Source organism: Mesobacillus jeotgali (assembly GCF_014856545.2).
Taxonomy (GTDB): Bacteria; Bacillota; Bacilli; order Bacillales; family Cytobacillaceae; genus Mesobacillus.
On record NZ_CP109811.1, the window covers coordinates 1,170,104 to 1,189,125 of the forward strand.

General features: G+C 42.9%; 15 protein-coding genes. 10 read left to right on the top strand and 5 right to left on the bottom strand.

From position 1 onward, the window contains the following. Positions 1–130: 130 nt before the first annotated feature. From FOF60_RS05840 to FOF60_RS05855, 4 genes are read right to left on the bottom strand one after another with little or no spacing between them, the layout of a single operon-like run. Entirely contained in the window at positions 131–1,315 is a 1,185-nt protein-coding gene (locus FOF60_RS05840; protein ID WP_192472862.1) for a YheC/YheD family endospore coat-associated protein, read from the bottom strand. Continuing rightward, on the bottom strand, positions 1,312–2,679 hold the full coding sequence (locus FOF60_RS05845; protein ID WP_192472863.1) for a YheC/YheD family endospore coat-associated protein: 1,368 nt from the start codon (positions 2,677–2,679) through the stop codon (positions 1,312–1,314). The genes FOF60_RS05840 and FOF60_RS05845 overlap by 4 nt, the downstream gene beginning before the upstream one ends. Continuing rightward, entirely contained in the window at positions 2,676–3,761 is a 1,086-nt protein-coding gene (locus tag FOF60_RS05850; protein ID WP_192472864.1) for a YheC/YheD family endospore coat-associated protein, read from the bottom strand. Before FOF60_RS05850 ends, FOF60_RS05845 begins: the two co-directional genes overlap by 4 nt. 20 nt (positions 3,762–3,781) lie before the next feature. After that, positions 3,782–4,885, bottom strand: a complete 1,104-nt coding sequence (locus FOF60_RS05855) for a YheC/YheD family endospore coat-associated protein (RefSeq protein ID WP_192472865.1) — start codon at positions 4,883–4,885, stop codon at positions 3,782–3,784. Between the two features lie 205 nt (positions 4,886–5,090). On the opposite strand from FOF60_RS05855, the gene FOF60_RS05860 reads away from it, so the two are divergent. From FOF60_RS05860 to FOF60_RS05880, 5 genes are all read left to right on the top strand, one after another. Beyond that, positions 5,091–5,450: a YlbF/YmcA family competence regulator gene (locus FOF60_RS05860; protein WP_192472866.1), complete on the top strand. Its 360-nt coding sequence runs from the start codon at positions 5,091–5,093 to the stop codon at positions 5,448–5,450. A 258-nt stretch (positions 5,451–5,708) separates the two neighbouring features. Further along, on the top strand, positions 5,709–6,893 hold the full coding sequence (locus FOF60_RS05865) for an IS256 family transposase (RefSeq protein ID WP_192473842.1): 1,185 nt from the start codon (positions 5,709–5,711) through the stop codon (positions 6,891–6,893). Positions 6,894–7,467: 574 nt separating this feature from the next. Next, a complete protein-coding gene (locus FOF60_RS05870; protein WP_192473272.1) occupies positions 7,468–8,340 on the top strand; it encodes a Cof-type HAD-IIB family hydrolase in 873 nt (290 codons plus the stop codon). 275 nt (positions 8,341–8,615) lie between these two features. Then, positions 8,616–10,124: a coproporphyrinogen III oxidase gene (locus FOF60_RS05875; RefSeq protein ID WP_192473273.1), complete on the top strand. Its 1,509-nt coding sequence runs from the start codon at positions 8,616–8,618 to the stop codon at positions 10,122–10,124. A 318-nt stretch (positions 10,125–10,442) separates the two neighbouring features. Then, positions 10,443–11,237 carry an enoyl-CoA hydratase gene (locus FOF60_RS05880; RefSeq protein WP_225650419.1) on the top strand — a complete coding sequence of 265 codons (795 nt, stop codon included), beginning with the start codon at positions 10,443–10,445 and terminating at the stop codon, positions 11,235–11,237. Positions 11,238–11,274: 37 nt separating this feature from the next. Here FOF60_RS05880 and FOF60_RS05885 read toward each other — a convergent pair whose 3' ends face one another. Beyond that, positions 11,275–11,460 carry a YhzD family protein gene (locus tag FOF60_RS05885; RefSeq protein WP_192473274.1) on the bottom strand — a complete coding sequence of 62 codons (186 nt, stop codon included), beginning with the start codon at positions 11,458–11,460 and terminating at the stop codon, positions 11,275–11,277. A 148-nt stretch (positions 11,461–11,608) separates the two neighbouring features. On the opposite strand from FOF60_RS05885, the gene FOF60_RS05890 reads away from it, so the two are divergent. The 5 genes from FOF60_RS05890 to FOF60_RS05910 all read left to right on the top strand — a co-directional run bounded on the left by FOF60_RS05890 (position 11,609) and on the right by FOF60_RS05910 (position 19,006). Further along, complete coding sequence (locus FOF60_RS05890; protein ID WP_192473275.1) at positions 11,609–12,508, top strand: ABC transporter ATP-binding protein; 900 nt, start codon at positions 11,609–11,611, stop codon at positions 12,506–12,508. Continuing rightward, positions 12,501–13,754, top strand: a complete 1,254-nt coding sequence (locus FOF60_RS05895; RefSeq protein WP_192473276.1) for an ABC transporter permease — start codon at positions 12,501–12,503, stop codon at positions 13,752–13,754. The genes FOF60_RS05890 and FOF60_RS05895 overlap by 8 nt, the downstream gene beginning before the upstream one ends. 198 nt (positions 13,755–13,952) lie before the next feature. After that, positions 13,953–14,648, top strand: a complete 696-nt coding sequence (locus tag FOF60_RS05900) for a Type 1 glutamine amidotransferase-like domain-containing protein (protein WP_192473307.1) — start codon at positions 13,953–13,955, stop codon at positions 14,646–14,648. Positions 14,649–14,768: 120 nt separating this feature from the next. Further along, the gene (locus tag FOF60_RS05905) at positions 14,769–15,992 is read left to right on the top strand and encodes a metallophosphoesterase family protein (protein WP_192473277.1); all 1,224 of its coding nucleotides are present in this window, start codon (positions 14,769–14,771) and stop codon (positions 15,990–15,992) included. Between the two features lie 14 nt (positions 15,993–16,006). Then, entirely contained in the window at positions 16,007–19,006 is a 3,000-nt protein-coding gene (locus FOF60_RS05910) for an AAA family ATPase (protein ID WP_192473278.1), read from the top strand. Positions 19,007–19,022: the final 16 nt, after the last annotated feature.

Genomic DNA, 19,022 nt, shown 5'->3' on the forward strand with positions numbered 1-19,022 from the left:
TAGTATTCAAGCACGTAGAAGCGCAGATAATTACTTTGGAATAACAGTTGTTATTTTGAAGGCGATGATAAAGGCATTAAAAATGAGCCGCATTTTCCTGGGCGGCCCACAATTTTTAACTGTATCTCTATCAAAATCCTGTTTTCCTGAAAAATAAATCGACAAGTGCAGAGAGCCTTTTTTTCTCAATCTTTGGTTCGTCGAATCTCATTGGTTTTGAATTGACTTCATAAATGACATAATTGCCTTTTTCAGTGATTCCGGCATCAAGGGAGAATTCCCCGAAGTAGCCTAATTCTTCAGTGAGCAGCTGGCCGATTTCCTTTACGGCCCAGTCGAAGAATTGGTCATGCCTGTCAGTCTTAACCTTAATATAAGGAAGTAGGATTCCTCCATTCGGCAAGTGGGTGGTCAGGTCCTGCTTCCGGGATTGCCGGATGCCGATTCCTGTCACCTCATATCCATTCCTCCCATCATGGGCATGTACTCGGAAGTCAAATCGTTTCCCGTCGATGGCTGTCGGCATGACTTCTTTCTGGGCAATGTACTCATATTTTAACAGCTGTCTGGATTTGACCTTCCAAAATTCTTTTATACCAGGAAAAAGGTGGCGATGTGAATGGCTCTCGAACTCGATTTGTCCGTTCTTTTCCCGGAGGCGGAAGATTCCGATTCCCTTGGAAGATGAAGCAGGCTTCAGATAAATTCCTTCATGCTTATCAAGGAAAGCAGCCAACTTGATCATCGATTTCACTGAGATGCTCTCAGGCATTAGCTTTCTTAATTGAGGATGTCTGGAAAATAGGGTATACAGCTTGTTTTTATTGATAAAGCCAGGATTGAAAAAAGGGATTCCCAGTGCGGACAGGTAGTTTACGGCATCTATAAAAGCTGGCTGCTGCTCGGCTTTCCTGAAGGGAACACGATTAAAAACAAGATGAGGAAGAGGCGTTTTCACAGGTATCCATTTTTGCGCAGCTGGTAAAAATATGACGCCGGTTAGTCCATCCTTGACGATTGTTTCCGGGGGGAATACGACAATCAGTCCATTCCGCTTCAGGGTTTCCTCTTGAAGGGCCTGAAACAATGATCCATTGCCGGACAGGGACATATTCTTGCTCATTGAGGTCATGATTCCAACCAGGGGACCAATATTTCCCTGGTTGTTTTTCATCAAGAACTGATGGCTGTTTTCCGGAAGAGCGTCGGATGAAGCAGCAGCGATGCTGATTTTATTAAAGCCAAAGCTGAGTTTTTCGCCAGCTTTGGCTTCGTGCGTCCATGCCTTCGATTCAGTATTATAGCGCAGGATCATCTGAAAATATCCTCAGGTGCCGTAATGGCTTTTTCCGCTAAAAAAATGCCGAAGGATAAAGATAGCTTTCTGGTGAGCAAATCAAAATTCTTTAGCTTTGGATGCTTGAAAATCGAACGTCCGGGCTTTGAGTTGGCTTCAAAGAGCCATACTTTACCTGATTTATCGATTCCAAAGTCAAAACCAAGCTCGCCTATGATTCCTTCCATGTTTTTTTCCAAAATGGAGCTAAGGACCAGTGCAGCTTCTGAAAGCTTCTTTTCACAAAGCTCCCGTTCGGTCTGGTCTTCAAATAGTTCATCAAGGGATTTTACGACTCCGCCGTTGTTCACATGGGTGGTCACGCTTCCCTGGCCGGCAATTTTTGCTGCAATCGCCGCTACCTGCCACTGTCCGTATTCATCTTTATTTGTATGGACCCTGAAATCAATGAGCCTTTTCTCGGATCTGAGCAGGCTGATGCCCTGCTGGACAATCATCTGGGAAAGGTTCCGTTTGTAAAAAATTTTCTTCATCAACTTTTCCAGGCTTTCAAACCTCGTTAATTTATTAATGCCCTCCTGGTCTCGATAGCGGCAATAATAATAGCCATTATGCTTATCAAACAGGATTTGGTGGATTCCCAGTCCTAGGCTTCCATTAGCCGGCTTGACATAGACATTACCATAGTTTGAAAGCATCCTTTCAATCACTGAAAAAGAAGAAAATTGATGTGTTTCAGGCAAGTACTCTGCCGCACGTTCATCCTGCTGCAGGCGCTCAAATACATCCAGTTTGCTGAAAAACCCCGGGTTATACCATGGAATCAGGTAATCGGTCTGCATTCTGGATTTTAGGCTGCGGAGCTCAGATTTTCTTTCGGTGCGCCTGTTTGGAAGACGGTCGTAAACAACATTGGGGAAGGGCACTTTTATTCTCATCCAGCCACCATCAACAAAGAAATAACCTTGTATCAATCCATGATCCCAGTCGATATGTTCCTCTCCAAAGACGAAGGGGAGGGCGCCGACAGATTTATTGACGGAAAGAAGCTTGGCAAAGAACATAGACCTCTCACCAATCGGTCTTAATGGGAAAGGTGTGAATCCAGATGTAAGGATGCCAATCAAGGGCCCGATAAATAATGTCTGCTGATCGATAAAAAGATGCAATGATGTCGATAAATCGGGCATTGAGAGCTCCTTCTGCACATCATCACTCAGTACAATCACGTTTCTTCCTTTAGGATGAAGAGCACATGTGACATCAACCACCTTGTTACCAAACGCGATTTTATTAATATCCTTGCTAAGTGTCAGCTCGGCAGGGATAAAGACTAGCTGTTTGGAGTGGGTAATGATTTCAATTGGATACTTTTTTCTCATAAGTGCTGTTCCTCTCTTTCTGGCAGAATTTCTGTTAGCATTCTGGCATATTCAAGTGGTGCTTTATATAGCACTTCTTTCAAATCTGGATTGGTTGAAGCGATAACTTTTCTGCCGGGCTTTGAATTCGTATCAAGCACCCATAGGGCATGGTCCTTAGAAACACCAATATCTACGCCCAGTTCGAAAAGCCGGGGGAATGAGCCTTCAAGAATGCCGGGCAGCGTTGATAGAATTTCCTCTAACTCATGTAAAATGAATCTTTTTGTACGGATATTCAGAGAATTAGCATACTCATCAAATGGTATTATTTCTCCGCCGGCACTTAAGTTCGAAAGGATTCCATCCTTCCTGCCGCGGCGGACTCCTTTGCCTCGCACAACCCACTTATCCTCATGATCCTTTTGAAGCAGAATTCTTATGTCAAAAGGGCAATTTTGCGAATCGGACAGCTCGAGGTAAGGCTGCATCATATACTCTTTTTTACTGAACAGGCGGTCGAGCCAAATCTCTGTCTCACTAGTGGAACCGAAGTTTTCTGTTGACACCCTGCCGCCAAGGTCTGCTGAGATTATGAACTCTCCACCTGATTTTTCAATTTTATAGATCCCGTTACCGCCCGATCCGAAAATCGGTTTCAAGACTGCCTTATCCATCTTTTCCAGCTGGGCAACAACTTCCTTTCCGCTGGCGGCAAGCATCGTTCTGGGAATGTATGGAGACAGGGAAGACTTCGATAGAACCTGATAAATGGCCCATTTATTTGGCAATCCATTTCCCAGGAAGGATATATCCGCCTTTTTCTTAAGCCATTTTACAATCGCCATGGCTTGCTTAGATGAGGGATCATTTGTATAAAAACAACGGTCATAAATGATCATCGGGAGCGGAAATTCGGCCTTTACCCAGCAATCTTCCTTGTGGTCGAATTTTTCTCCCGAAACTAATTGTGTGACTGGATGGATTTTAGCGGGTGAGAACCTGAAGCAGGTAAACATATTTGGGTTCGCCCGCCTGGCAATCTCGGTAAGATATGTTTGTTCACTTTTCATGGAAAGTGTCATCATTCCAAATGAAATCATTTGCATTTCTCCTTTTGTCCTTATGGCTGGCAAAGTCCATAGCAATGGTCAATGATGGCTTTTGTCGATGGCCTGATTTTCGTGCTTCTCTCTTCAAAGTTCTTGGAAGGCTTGGAATTGGCTTCAATCAACCACAAATTACCTTTAATATCAATTCCAATATCAATCCCCAGCTCGGCAGTGAGCCCCTCCGCATATTTGCTGATGACTTCTGCTGTCTCAAGGGCCAGCTCCTTCATCAATGCCAGTTGATGCCTCGCCTGTTCCTTTCCAAATATTAGCGCGAGAGTATACCCAGGTTTCATGACTTCGCCGCCACGGGCAATATTTGATACGAAATACTGTTCAGCTGAAACCCTCGCTACAATAGATGTAACTTTCCAAAACTGCTGGGCATTTTTATGGCAGAGGACCCTGAAATCCAATCTCCTGCCATTTAATTCGGACAGCTGTATTCCTTGCTGGATGATACAAAGGCGTTTTCCGACGATTGGAGAAATGGCGCTGGCCAGTTCCGACAAATGTTTGAAGCCTGGAAGATCTCTTTCCGGCATTGATGATAAAGACGCATGGTACATCCCATCAATTTTCGCCACCTGGATAATATTGCGTCCCTGGCTTCCATGAACAGGTTTGATATATACCTCATCATGCTTCTCGAGCATGCTTTCGAGCAGACTCTCGGTGTATAAATGTGTTTCAGGTATGAACGGATGTAAATGGTCTTCTTGTAATATAGATTCATGGATTTCCCACTTGGATAGAAAGCGGTGATTAAATATCTTTATTCCACGAGCATCCAATTTATTTAAAAACCCCTTAAATCCTTTGCTGATTTCAGTCCTTCTTGAGGAAACCCGATTATAGATGACAGCTGGAAAGGGAAAGCAACCTTTTTTCCACCCATCTTCTTTGTCATCATAAGAAAATCCCTCGACTCCTTCATCAGAAAAGCCTTTAAGTGAAAAAACATAAAAGCTTCCCCCTAATTCGGAAACTCCCTGATGAAGCTCTTCGCAAAAGGAGTGGACTTTACCGAAGTCAGGTCCGTTATCTTCAGTTATTTCGGTCAGCAAAGCGATGACAGGATTGTTGGGTAAGCTTTTCGATTTTGCTGGCGTCATAGCTTCTCCTCATTTTCTTTTAGGCTGCCTAAGGAAACAACCTATTGTAAAATAGGCAAACACACATATTGCATCCTATGAATAGTAGTTGTTATTGGTGATTTTCATGATAGGAGATGAATTTCGCCTAACCCGAACTTTTGGCATTCAGCAACATAGTTTGTTATAGTGTAGTGGAGCGTTTAACGTAGAAGGAGTGATTTAAATGGCAGTCAATACTTATGATTCAGCCTACGAATTGGAAAAAGCAATCAGGAACAGTTCGGAATACACAGAATTGAAAAATCTTTATGATGCTGTAAATAGCGATGAATCAGCAAAAAGAATGTTTGAGAACTTCCGCAATATCCAGATGCAGCTTCAGGAGAAGCAGATGACTGGGCAGGAAATTACCCAGGAAGAAGTGGAGCAGGCGCAAAAGACAGTTGCACTTGTCCAGCAGCATGAACTAATTTCTAAGCTGATGGAAGCAGAGCAAAGAATGAGCATGGTCATTGCTGAGCTTAACCAAATCATCATGAAGCCTCTCGAAGAGCTTTACGGAAATCCGAATCAACAGCAATAATAGAATGTCAGGACTCCCGCCAATCAATGTGGCGGGAGTTTTTTTTGTTTGGATTACAGGAAAAACTGTTGAACTCGAGGCTATGACGGACAAAAATCAGCGAAAAAGAGTTAAAACTGTCCGTCATCAAGGCTATGACGGACAAAAATCAACGGAAGTGATTAAGCCCATATAATTGTGTAAATAGAAAATGAGTCATATTAATTCCTTTTGTCCTACAATGTTATCAGCGACGAAAAACATGTGGAGGAATTAATTATGACTCAATTACAGTTTAACCTAAATCTAGATCTTTTAAAAGAATCCGTGATGGATTCAGACATCGATTCTGTGATCAAAGCATCCATTGTCCTGGTATTAAATGAATTCATGGAAAAAGAACGTGATGACCATTTAAAAGCGCGTGCTTATGAGCGTACACCTAGTCGACACGACTACCGGAACGGCTACTATGATCGTGAGCTTCTCTTAAGCATTGGAAAGATTGTGCTCAGAGTCCCTCGTACTAGAAACGGTGATTTTTCAACCACTGTATTTGAGCAATACGCTCGATGTGACCAGGCTTTCGTGCTATCCATGCTTGAAATGGTCGTAAACGGGGTTTCCACGAGGAAAGTAACCAATATCGTGGAACAGCTCTGTGGACATAAAGTATCCAAATCGTTCGTATCCACTCTCACGGAGAAGCTGGATCCTATCGTGAACCAATGGGCAAACAGGCCACTCAATACAATGTACTACCCTTATATCTTTGCCGACGCTATGTATATCAAAGTAAGAGAACACAATCGTGTGGTATCCAAAGCTGTCTATATCGCCACTGCCGTTGATGAGACCAACAGACGGGAAATACTGGGCTTGCGAGTCGATCATGTGGAGAGTTTTGAAGCGTGGCAGCGATTCTTTCATCACTTACAGTCACGAGGGCTACAAGCACCAAAACTGATCATTTCCGATGCCCATAAGGGCTTGAAGTCTGCCATTGAGAAAGAATTTGTAGGATCTGCCTGGCAGCGATGCACTGTCCATTTCAAAAAGAATATCATCACTCATATGCCGAAAAAAGATATGGATGAAGTAAAAATCGCACTAAAAAGAATTTTCGAAGTAGCGAAGGTAAAAGACGCTAGAAAGTATAAAGATGAGTTCATCAACACATTTGGTGACAATCCAAAATTGGAGAAGGCTATAGAAATCTTAGAAGAAGGTTTCGAAGATGCCATCCAATATCTAAATGAAAAACCCATGTTTCATAAGCATATTCGAAGCACAAATTCATTAGAAAGAATAAACAGTGAAGTCCGTAGGAGAGAAAAAGTGATTAGAATCTTTCCTAACACACAATCCGCATTCAGATTAATAGGAGCTGTCCTAATGGATTACGCTGAGGAAGTTAACAAGAGAATAATCCCTGAAAAAGAAGAGAAAAAACAGAAGAAGTAGTAGGCGCTGCGAAGCGAAAATTTTGATGTTCTGGAAGGGGGGTACCCCCCTTCCAGAACATCAAAAACATATAAGCTGTTTAACTTGTTTTTCATAAGGAATGAATTTACACAGAATAATGGGCTTGACTACGGAAGTGAAGAAAAACTGTCCGTCATCAAGGCTATGACGGACAAAAATCAACGGAAGTGAAGAAAAACTGTCCGTCATCAAGGCTATGACGGACAAAAATCAACGGAAGTGAAGAAAAACTGTCCGTCATCAAGGTTATGACGGACAAAAATCTGCGGAAGTGAAGAAAAACTGTCCGTCATCAAGGTTATGACGGACAAAAATCAGCGGAAAAGAGGAAAACTGTCCGTCATCGAGGCTATGACGGACAAAAATCAGCGAAAAAAAGGAAAAATTGTCCGTCATCTAGACTTCTTTTGGAGGCAGTAGCCTGCCCTTATTCCATCTGTGGACTGGTTCCCGCAGGAAGCTAATATCATAACCCTGCCCATGTTCTATTCTCTCGCTTTCTATCATACAAGTTAAATAAGGACAAAAACACCGAAGGAATGGGGGCATAAATATGATTTACCGTCTTCTTGCGCTTAATGTGGATGGCACGATTATCCAGTCAAATGGAAGGCTCCATAAATCCACGAGGGATGCGATTGAGTACGTTCAGCAAAAAGGGGTTTACGTGACTCTAGTAACTTCAAGAAGCTTTCCATCTGCTAAAAAGGTGGCTAAAGCGCTGAAAATAAATTCCTTGCTTGTAACTCACCTGGGATCCTATATTTCTAATGATCTTCGCAGTGATCCAATTTTTGAAAAACGGATTCCCGAGGATGTAACCTTCCAGCTTGTCAGATTCCTGGAAAGCTTCCCTTGCCAAATCCGGCTTGTGCACGAAAAGTTCTCACTGGCAAACAAGTATAAATTAAACCATAATCTGCTGGCTAAAACCGTGTTTACTTCAGGTGACCCGATATTTTACTCACAGCAATTCACGGATTCTATCAGTGAAACACTCGTCAATGAGCCAGTCTCTCCTCCTAAAATCGAGGTCTATTTCGAGTACGAAGAAGATTTGAAGGATGCGCAGCAGGCGATTAATGGAATGTTCTCTGAAGTGTCTATGTCGAGGCTGAATGACTACAGACTTGATATCATGCCTGAAGGTGTCTCGAAACTGAACGGCCTAATCCAACTGGGTGAACACCTTGGCATTCCTTTGAAGGAAATGGTCGCAATTGGCGATAGCAGTGATGACATTGATATGATCGAAGCGTGCGGACTTGGAGTCGCAATGGGGAATGCATCTGTAGAAGTAAAAAAGGCTGCGGATTGGGTTACCCGTTCGAATAATCAGCACGGAGTAAGCTACATGGTTAAGGAACACTTCCGCAAACAGCATCCAATCGAATTTCTTCGGAAAATGAATATTATTAAAATGTAAATTAGAAGCATGCCTGGAGTTGATTGCAGGCGTGCTTTTGCTTTGTTTGGGAATATATTGTGGTTTTCAGTGAAATATCTGGATGATTCGCAAATAAAGAAGCTCTTTTTAGATTTGATTCAGGAGGAAATGAGTTTTTCAGAAAAATGAACAGGACGTCTATAATAATCATCGAACCAAAGCAGAAAAACTGGTAGCTTTTACACTGTCTTGACCTTTGAATCATAATTCTATTACACTTATTGAAGCATGTTTAATTGGAAAAGGTGAATTTCATGAGAATTAATATAAAAGGTATTCAAGATGACAGATTACATCGTCCTCTGGGATTGATCGCTAATTTGTTTTTTGAAGAATCAGAAGTAGCATTAAGCGAGACGGACCAGGAAGTTGATGCGTTAATTGAATTCGATGTTCAAAATGTCGACGGGGAGTTTTTTGTAAAAGCTGCTTTGGCGGCAAATGGGGAAACTTTTACAGCGGATGCCAACAAAGAAATTCCAGCTGGTTTAAGCGGTAAGGAAGAATTCAAATTGCTTAAAACAGTTGTTTCAAGGGCTTATTTAAAAGTGCTTCAGGACTGGACAGGAATAATTCAGAAGTGGGGAATTCTCACAGGAGTCCGGCCTACCAAGCTTTTGCATAAAAAACTCCGCGAAGGAATGAATCAGCAGGATGCCCACAGAGAGCTGAAGGAACAGTATTTGATATCAGATGAAAAAATCCAGCTCATGCAGCAAATCGTTGACCGCCAGCTCGCGGCCCTGCCTGACCTGTATGATTTGAAAAATGGTGTCAGCATTTATATCGGCATTCCTTTTTGCCCGACTAAGTGTGCTTACTGTACCTTCCCGGCTTATGCCATTAACGGACGGCAAGGATCTGTGGATTCTTTCCTTGGCGGGCTTCACTATGAAATCCGCCAAATCGGGGACTGGCTGAAGCAGAATGATATCAAGATTACGACTGTTTATTATGGAGGCGGCACACCGACATCGATTACCGCCGAAGAAATGGATATGCTGTATGAAGAGGTTCAGCAGTCATTCCCGGATGTCGAGAATATTAGGGAAGTGACTGTCGAAGCCGGCCGGCCGGACACGATCACTCCTGAAAAGCTGGAAGTGCTGAAAAAGTGGAATATCGACCGGATCAGCATCAATCCGCAGTCATACATCCAGGAAACCCTGAAGGCAATCGGCCGTCACCATACAGTGGAAGAAACGATTGAAAAATTCCACCTGGCCCGCGAAATGGGCATGAACAACATAAACATGGATTTGATTATTGGCCTTCCGGGGGAAGGGACCGAGGAATTTGCCCATACCCTTTCTGAAACGGAAAAGCTGATGCCGGAATCCCTGACGGTTCATACTCTTTCTTTCAAAAGAGCGTCAGAAATGACACGGAATAAACAAAAGTATAAAGTCGCTGGCCGCGATGAAATAGAAAGAATGATGAATATGGCTGAATCATGGACGAAGGAACATGACTACGTGCCATATTATCTGTACAGACAGAAGAACATTCTTGGAAACCTGGAGAATGTAGGCTATGCTTTCCCAGAGCAGGAGAGTCTGTACAATATCATCATCATGGAAGAACAGCAAACCATCATCGGCCTGGGATGTGGCGCATCGAGCAAATTCATTAATCCTGAAACAGGTGTCATCACACAGTTCTCGAATCCAAAGGATCCGAAGTCATACAACGACAGCTTTGAAGAGTACGCTAATAAAAAGATCGAAATTCTCGATTCTTTGTTTAATAAGGCGAAGATTTAATGTTGATAAGCTTCCGAAGATTCATTTCGGGAGCTTTTTTATGGTTTGAAGGGTAATTTGACCATTTTGCGCGTTTCAATAAATGATGGCCAGCAATTTCCTGTTAAATATGTGATTCCGCGAAAAGGGCCGGCATTTCCGCGAAAACACCTTACAATTCCGCGAAAAACAAACCTAATTCCGCGAAGTGGAAAAATAATCCAATTACTTGCTATGAATTTCGGGTTATTCTTTAAAAAATCTAAATAGTGAGAAAAAGGTTTTTAAATATAACTTCTCCCTATATAATAAAAATATAAGGATAAATGGAGGGGATGAATGGTGGCGATTGAGTTTTCAACGGACACTGTGAAATTAGACATTAATGGACGTGTTGCAGTTCTTGAGTTGAACAGGCCTGCAGCACTGAATGCTCTTGATGTGGAAATGATCAAGGGAGTCACTATGAATCTGAAGGAAATCTGCAAGTCTGATGAGATTGATATTGTTGTGATTAAAGGAGCCGGCCGTGCCTTTTCAGCAGGCGGTGATATCAAAACGATGCTTTCCAATACAAATGAAAGCGATTTCTACCATGTAATGGATGACATTCACGATATGATCGTGACTCTGTACAGCATGCCGAAAGTAACAATCAGCGCAGTAACAGGTGCAGCGGCAGGCCTCGGCTTCAGCCTTGCACTCGCTACAGATTACATAATCGCTGAGCCGTCAAGCAAGATAGCAATGAACTTTATTGGCATAGGCTTGATACCGGATGGTGGAGGCCACTTCTTCATGGAGGAACGGCTTGGGGAAACGAAGGCGAAGCAGCTGATCTGGGAAGGAAAGACTCTTTCTGCCAGTGAAGCGCTGACTCTGGGACTTGTTGACGAGGTGCCAACAGGAGATTTTACAGAAGCGGTGGAAGCTAAAATACAAGTATGGCTGAACAAACCGGTTCAGGCGATGATTAAAACAAAGAAAATCCTAGCAGAGAAAAACAGGCCATCTCTATTGAAAATCCTTGAACTGGAAAAATACGGCCAATTCAAAATGCGCCAAACAGAGGACCACCAGGAGGGCATCAATGCTTTCCTTGAAAAAAGGAAACCGCAGTTCAAAGGGAAATAAACAAAAAAGCAAAGAGGATTGACCTCTTTGCTTTTTCTTATGGATGAAAAAGAATTAATTTTCCTCTAGGAGATGTACAGCGGTGCGTCTTATCAGTGAGATTTTTTTCTTCAAGCATTCTTGATCCGATTTCCTTTGCTTCTTCATCATTGCCGGCCTGGAATGATTCGTCGATCAATTTTTCCCCGTTTGGTTCAAAGGCTGTCAGTTTGTAAGTATCCATCACAACTTCCCCTTTTTTATAAAATTCCGACTCTTACTATTATTTTTGCATAACTTTTTTAAATATGCAAAACAAAAAATATTTTTAAATATGAAACTATTTCCCTATAAAATTCGTAGTAATTTATTGGAAAAGGAGGAAGATGATTATGGTATTACAGCTTGAACAAGTCACAAAGAGATTTGGCAATTTTACAGCAGTGAATCAGCTGTCACTTAATATTCCAGAAAAAGAAATGTTCGGATTCCTTGGTGCAAATGGCGCCGGGAAGACAACGACCTTCCGGATGATCCTGGGTCTCCTTGATGTCTCCGAGGGAAAGGTCATGTGGGATGGCAAACCGATCAATTATGATTCGAGCAGTATCATCGGCTACCTGCCGGAGGAAAGGGGACTTTATCCAAAACTTAAGGTCCGCGACCAGATAGTCTATCTTGCCAGGTTAAGAGGAATGCAAAAACAAGCTGCCCTAAAGGAGCTTGATTACTGGCTTAATCGCTTTAAGGTACCAGAATATGCGGATAAAAAGGTGGAAGAGCTGTCAAAGGGGAACCAGCAGAAAATCCAGTTCATTGCCGCTGTCATCCATAAGCCAAAGCTTTTAATCCTTGATGAGCCTTTTAGCGGACTGGATCCGGTGAATGTGGAACAGTTAAAAGAAGCAGTCGTCGAACTGAAAAATGCGGGCATGACGATTGTTTTTGCGAGCCACCGTATGGAGCACGTTGAAGAAATGTGTGAGCATATCTGTATCATGCACAAGGGAAGCCCTGTCGTCCATGGTTCCCTTAAGGAAATCAAAAGATCATTTGGGAAAAAGAATCTGGTTATCCATGCCGATTTCGATACTTCTTTTCTTAAAGAGTATCCTGGAGTGTCAAAGGCAAAAATGACAGCAGAAGGAATCCATCTGCAAATCTCGGGTGAGCAAGTTGCCGAAGACATCCTGAAAGATATCGTTGGGAAAGGGTTCATCCGGAAATTTGTTCTTGAAGAGCCAAGCCTCAATGATATTTTCATAGAAAAGGTGGGTAATTCATATGAATAATTTTTTCATTATCCTGATCCATACATACATGAGTAAGTTAAAAACAAAATCCTTTTTAGTTACCACCATCCTGACAGTAGGGATTATGCTCGCGCTGACGAATATGACTAACATCATCGATTTTTTCAATAAAGGTGAAGAGGCTGATAAAATTATAGTCATCGACGAAACCGGACAGCTTTTTGAGCCACTGAATGAGCAAATGAAGATGGTTAACGAGGAGCTTGTCCTGGAAAAGCATGATGGGGATGAAGAAAGTGCCAGGAAAGCAGTTGAGGCAGGGGAATATAAAGGCCTCCTTCAATTGAGTTTGAATAATGAAGGGCTTCCGGCAGCTTCCTACAAGGCGATGAGCATTGCTGATTCTGCTGTTCCCGGAGACCTGCAGGCTGCATTACAGCAGATAAAAACCGCAATGGCTTCGACACAGATAAATATCGCTCCAGATCAATTGGAAAAACTGTACGCGCCAGTTGAGTTTGTAAAAACAGCCCTCGAAAAAGATGCCAAAACAGAAGAGGAACTGAATCAAGCTAGAGGACTAGTCTATGTCCTGCTTTTCATCATTTATTTTGCGGTCCTAATGTACGCCAATATGATTGCCATGGAAGTCGCGACTGAAAAATCATCAAGAGTAATGGAGATCATGATCTCAAGCGTATCGCCTATCAAGCAAATGTTCGCGAAGATTCTTGGCATCGGGTTGTTAAGCTTGACGCAGCTAGCGGTACTTTTGCTGGTGGGGTACTTCTCCATCAAACAGAACCTCGAAACCATGGAAGGTGGGTTCTTCGAGTTCTTCGGTTTTGGGAATATTCCAGCCAGCACGATCGTTTATGCGGTAATCTTTTTCATACTAGGATACTTCCTGTATGCGACGATGGCTGCATTCCTTGGATCTCTTGTCAGCCGCATTGAAGATGTCCAGCAAATGATTACACCGATGACAATGCTTGTTATCGCTGGCTTCATGATGGCGATGTTCGGGCTTAGTCAGCCAGAAGCGCCATTTGTAAAATATACATCCTTCATTCCGTTTTTCTCGCCGATGTTGATGTTTCTGCGTGTGGGCATGCTGAACATCCCTTTCTGGGAGATTGCCTTATCGATCGGTATCCTTGTTGCCACCATCGTTTTTCTGGCTGTCTTCGGTGCCAGAGTCTACCGTGGCGGAGTCCTGATGTATGGAAAATCAAACTCATTCAAGGACATCAAAAAAGCTCTTCAGCTTACGAAAAATGAATAAAGGTCAAAAGCCGCGATCATCGGATTGCGGCTTTTTTACAGGGAATTCAACCGGCTATGCGGAATATTTATTATAGATGAAACAGTAAGTACGTGGCCGGGACTTTAAAGACGGTCACAAAAACGCTGAGCATGTGCCCTTATAGGAGAGGGAAGCCGGTCATAAGATTACTAGATGTATAGAAGGAGAGTGTTCATGTTGCGTCAGATCATTGCGATGGGAGGCGGGGGTTTTTCGATGGAGCCGGAGAACCCGCTGTTGGATTTGTACATTCTGGGACAGTCGGAAATTCAAACTCCGAAAGTTTGCTTTGTGCCAACTGCCTCCGGGGATGCTGAGAATTATATATCAAGATTCTATAAAGCTTTTGAAGGCCATGACTGCATACCATCACATCTATCATTGTTCCGTCCTCCAACAAGGGACTTAGAAGACTATGTCATGGATAAGCAGATCATTTATGTGGGAGGAGGCAATACAAAGAACCTGCTGGCTCTGTGGAAGGAATGGGGACTCGATGTAATCCTGCGGAAAGCCTGGCAGCAGGGCAGAATAATGGCTGGAGTTAGCGCGGGATCGATCTGCTGGTTCGAGGAAGGTGTAACAGATTCTTTTGGCAGCGGACTTGAACCGCTAAGTACCCTCGGTTTTTTAAAAGGAAGTAACTGCCCCCATTATGATGGGGAAGAGGAGCGTCGGCCCGCGTATCAGAAATTTGTAGGTTCGCGCAGAATTAAAGGCGGGTATGCAGCAGATGACGGAGCGGCATTGCACTATATTGATGAGGAACTAATTAAAGCGGTAAGCTCCAGACCGGAAGCGAAGGCTTACCGTGTTTGGGAGACAGAAGGAAAGGTGCAGGAAAAGGAAATGGAAACCATATATCTTGGATAAATTGAAACTGCAGTTCTTACGGGGACTGCAGTTTTTTTGCAATCTAGTTGGTAGAACGTGCATTCGCATTTTTGGAGTGTTAAAATAAAGGAAAACAGGAAACGGGAAAGGAATTATCCAATGAAACAGGTGAAGTTTTTACATACTGCCGACCTTCATCTTGATAGTCCGATGGTTGGCCTGCGGCATCTGCCAAAAGCTATTTTTCACCGGCTCCAGAAGAGCACATTTACGGCCCTGAAAAATATCATAGATGCTGCGATTAAATATCAAGTGGATTTTGTCGTCATTGCGGGAGATCTATTTGATGGGGAGGACCGAAGCATACGTGCCCAGGCTGTTCTCCGTAATGAAATGGAGAAACTGGCTGATAAAGGGATAAAGGTATATGCAATCCATGGGAATCATGATCATCTTGGCGTGAAATCTCTGACTTTAGACTTTCCGGAGAATGTTCACTTTTTCTCGGAACAGGTAGAAAAGGTTGATTATAAAAAGGATGATGGCACCCTTGTCCATCTTTACGGCTTTAGCTATCCAGAGCGGCATGTGATGGAGCGGTGGATTGAGAAATATCAGAAGATTGAAGGTGCGGATTTTCACGTTGGTTTGCTTCATGGCCATTTTGAGGGTGTGAGTGATCATGGAAAATATGCGCCATTTAGGTTATCTGATCTTATTGAAAAAGATTATGATTACTGGGCACTGGGCCATATTCATAAAAAAGCGTTTTTATCACAGCAGCCTTATATTGTCTATCCTGGAAACCCCCAGGGACGGAACAGAAAAGAGCTGGGAGAAAAAGGTGCGTATATCGTTAGTTTGTCAGAAGCAGGCTCAGAAGTTTCCTTTTTTGACACTGCTGATGTGATTTGGGATGAGGCCGTTATTGATGCCCGAGATTTGTTTAGTTTCAATTCACTTTATGAAAATTGCCTGGATGCCATCGATAGTAAAAGAAGAGAAGGAAAAGGGGTCTTGCTGGACATCAAGATTGAAGGCCTGAATTCCGGCCTATCAGATGTGATTGAAAAAATAGAGAATGGCGAACTTCTGGAACTTCTGCAGGAAGCTGAAAAAGAAGAGGATTCTTTTGTCTGGGTACACAGGCTAAAGTTCACCGAAGATATTGCTGTCGACCGCGCCGGATTGATTAAGCAAAGTGATTTCTATGAGGAGTTATTCAGCACGATTGAGCAATATGATGACTTGGGGAATTCACTGTCACCATTATTCCAGCACAGCCAGGCAAGAAGGCATTTAGGTATGCTGTCGGAGCGAGAAAAAGAAGAACTGGTTGAGGATGCCGAGAGGATTCTTCTCCAGATGCTGCTGAAAAATTAAAGAAAGGAGGCCGAATGATGAGAATCATTGAATTGCATATATACGGTTATGGAAAACTCGAGGATTATGTGATTAAATCATTAGATCAAATGCAGATTTTCTATGGTGAGAATGAAGCTGGAAAGTCGACCATCATGTCATTCATCCACAGCATCCTGTTTGGCTTTCCGGGCAAGCAAAGTGCCGAAAACCGCTATGAGCCAAAAAACAACCCAAAGTATGGCGGCAAGATCAAAGCCTTTTTTCCTGACCGGGGAGTGGCGGTCATTGAGAGAGTGAAAGGCAAGGCCACCGGTGATGTGACGGTGTCGCTTGAAGACGGGACGATTGGCGGCGAAGAATTACTTAAAGACCTCTTGAAACGAATGGAAAAGAGCATTTTTCAGGCCATTTTTTCATTCAACGTCCATGGACTTCAAAATATCCATGCAATGAAGGGCGAAGAGCTTGGCAGATATTTATTTTCTGCAGGGACACTTGGTACAGACAAGCTCTTCAACACTGAGGGTTTACTTCAAAAAGAAATGGAACTGCGTTTTAAGCCCAGCGGGAAAAAGCCATTGCTGAATGAAAAATTGAAAGAATTGAAGGACATCCAAACTTCATTGAAGAATGCTGAGCAGCAGAATGAAACATATTCAGAGCTGGTGAGCATGAAGAATGAATTGACGGATAAAATTGCCCGGCTTAAGAACGAGATTTACATGCTTGAGCAAACCGGTATTAAACTTCGTGAATATAAGCGCAATGAAAAGCTTGTCATAGAAGCCGCAGCATTGGACGGGAAAATTAAAGTGCATGATCCCTCTTTTTTTCCAGAAGATGGTCTTAACCGGCTTGAGAAGGTGGACGAGCAACTTAAATCAAATCAGGCTAGAATGTTAAGGTTGAAAGAGAAAAGAGATCAATTACTGAAGGATCTGGAAAGCCACAGGCCAAACTCCGATTTACTTGGTATGGAAACAGAAATACAAGCAGCAATCGAAAATCTGCCTTTATATGATCAACTGAAGCAGGAAAAAAGACTGCTTGAATCCAAACTGGAGGAAATGACGGAAGAAATAGATCAGCTGAATGACAAGTTACATACAGATTTCAATGAGGGAAATATCCATGAAATCAATACAAGTATCTTCATAAAGGAACAAGCCGAAAACATTGATGAGACAGAGCAAAGGTTAAGGAATAAAAAGCTTGAGCTGGAATCTGCTTTTGAAGAAGAGAAAAAGGCACTGGCAGAACTTGAAGCAAGGTCAGAATCCGCCAAGGAAGAACTCCTTGATGAAGCTGAACGAACAAAGCTGGTGAAAGACCTGGACCTGCTTGGGAATAAGGAGCGGATTCATTCCGAATTGAACTACGTCATGGATCAGATTGAATCGGCCAAAATCAAGGAAGAGACTGAAAAGGAAAGACAAAGGCAGCAGCAGAAGAAAGACTTTAATCAATTGCTTCTTCTCGGCAGCATTCTTCTGATTGTTTTTCTTTGGGGAATAACAAATGGGACCTGGTTTTTAGCCGGAATTGGGATTGCAGGCCTGCTGCTTTTGTTGGCTGCGCGATTTAAGTCGGCTGACAAAAAGCCAATGGAGGACAAGGTCCTATCCAGGTTGCTGGATCGGGAAAAAGCCCTAAAGGAAAACCTGAACAGCCAGCCTGAAGGCAATGCATCTTTTACCAAGAGTTTATTGGCCAAGGATGAAGAGGCGAGACAGCGCCATCGAGAACTGCACATCAAAATTGAACAGCAGCATGATCGCTTTGAAAAAATAGTTCAGCAATTTGAAGCATGGGAAGCAGATGAAGCCCAAATAAAACAGAGAAGAGCGGATTTACTGAAACAATTTGGATTGACGGAAACTTCCGCACCTATTAAAGTTTTGGATGCCTATCATTTAATAGAAAGACAGAAGCAGTATTTCCGTGAAAGAAAGAGAATAAAAGAAAGTTTAAAGACTGTGGCTGAATCTTTGATCGAAATGGAAAGCAGCCTGAAACTGCTTGCACAACGATTCCTTCAAAATAGCAATCTTGCTCCGGTCGAGGCGGCTGGACTGCTGAAGCGGACACTGCGCGAAGCAATCGACCAGAAGTCGAGGTACCGTGAACTGAACGTGAAACTGGAGGAAATGGAAGAAGAGCTTTCAACACTGCAGAAGGAAGAGCATGTATTCAGTCAAGAAAGGGAAGGATTGCTTACACAGGCCGGGACTGAAGATGAGGATGGATTCAGGCAGAAAGCTAAAAATGCTTCATTGGTAAAAGGCTGGAAGACAAGACTGGAGGATATCAATCATCAGTTGATTGCATCGGGAATCAGCGATGAGGACCGTGGAAAGATTCTAACAGGAATTCCGCTTGAGGAACAGATTGAGGAAAACAATTCGGATCTGGGAGAGAGAAAGCGGGAGTTATCCGCAAAGTTTGACTCGATCGCCGATGTTAAACATAAAATGAAGGTGCTTGAAGAAGGCGGCATATACAGTGAATTGCTCCATAAATATAAGCAACTTCAGCATGAGTTCACGGAGGATGCAAAGGAATGGGCAAAATATGCGGTTGCCAGGGATTTGCTTTCGAAGACAATTGACCGCTATAAGGATGAGCGGTTGCCGAGAATGCTGGCCAGGGCTGAAAGCTTCCTGTCAATATTGACTGATGGAAGCTATATGAAGATCATTCCTCAGGTTTCCGGCAGCGGCTTCCTGATTGAAAGAAATGACCATCTGTTTTTTGAGGCGAATGAACTGAGCCAGGCAACTGCAGAACAGGTCTATGTATCCATCAGGCTTGCGCTTGCTGCCGACCATTATGACCGTTATCCATTTCCGATTATCATCGATGACAGCTTTGTGAATTTTGATCATAACCGGACTGCCCGGACGATTAAGCTGCTCAGGGAAATGAGCAATAACAATCAGATTCTCATCTTTACATGTCATCGCCATTTGCTGGACTATTTTTCGGAAAAGGAAATCGTCAATCTGCAAGAAAAAAGTACAAATATAGTTTAAAAATGCCATGGTTTGA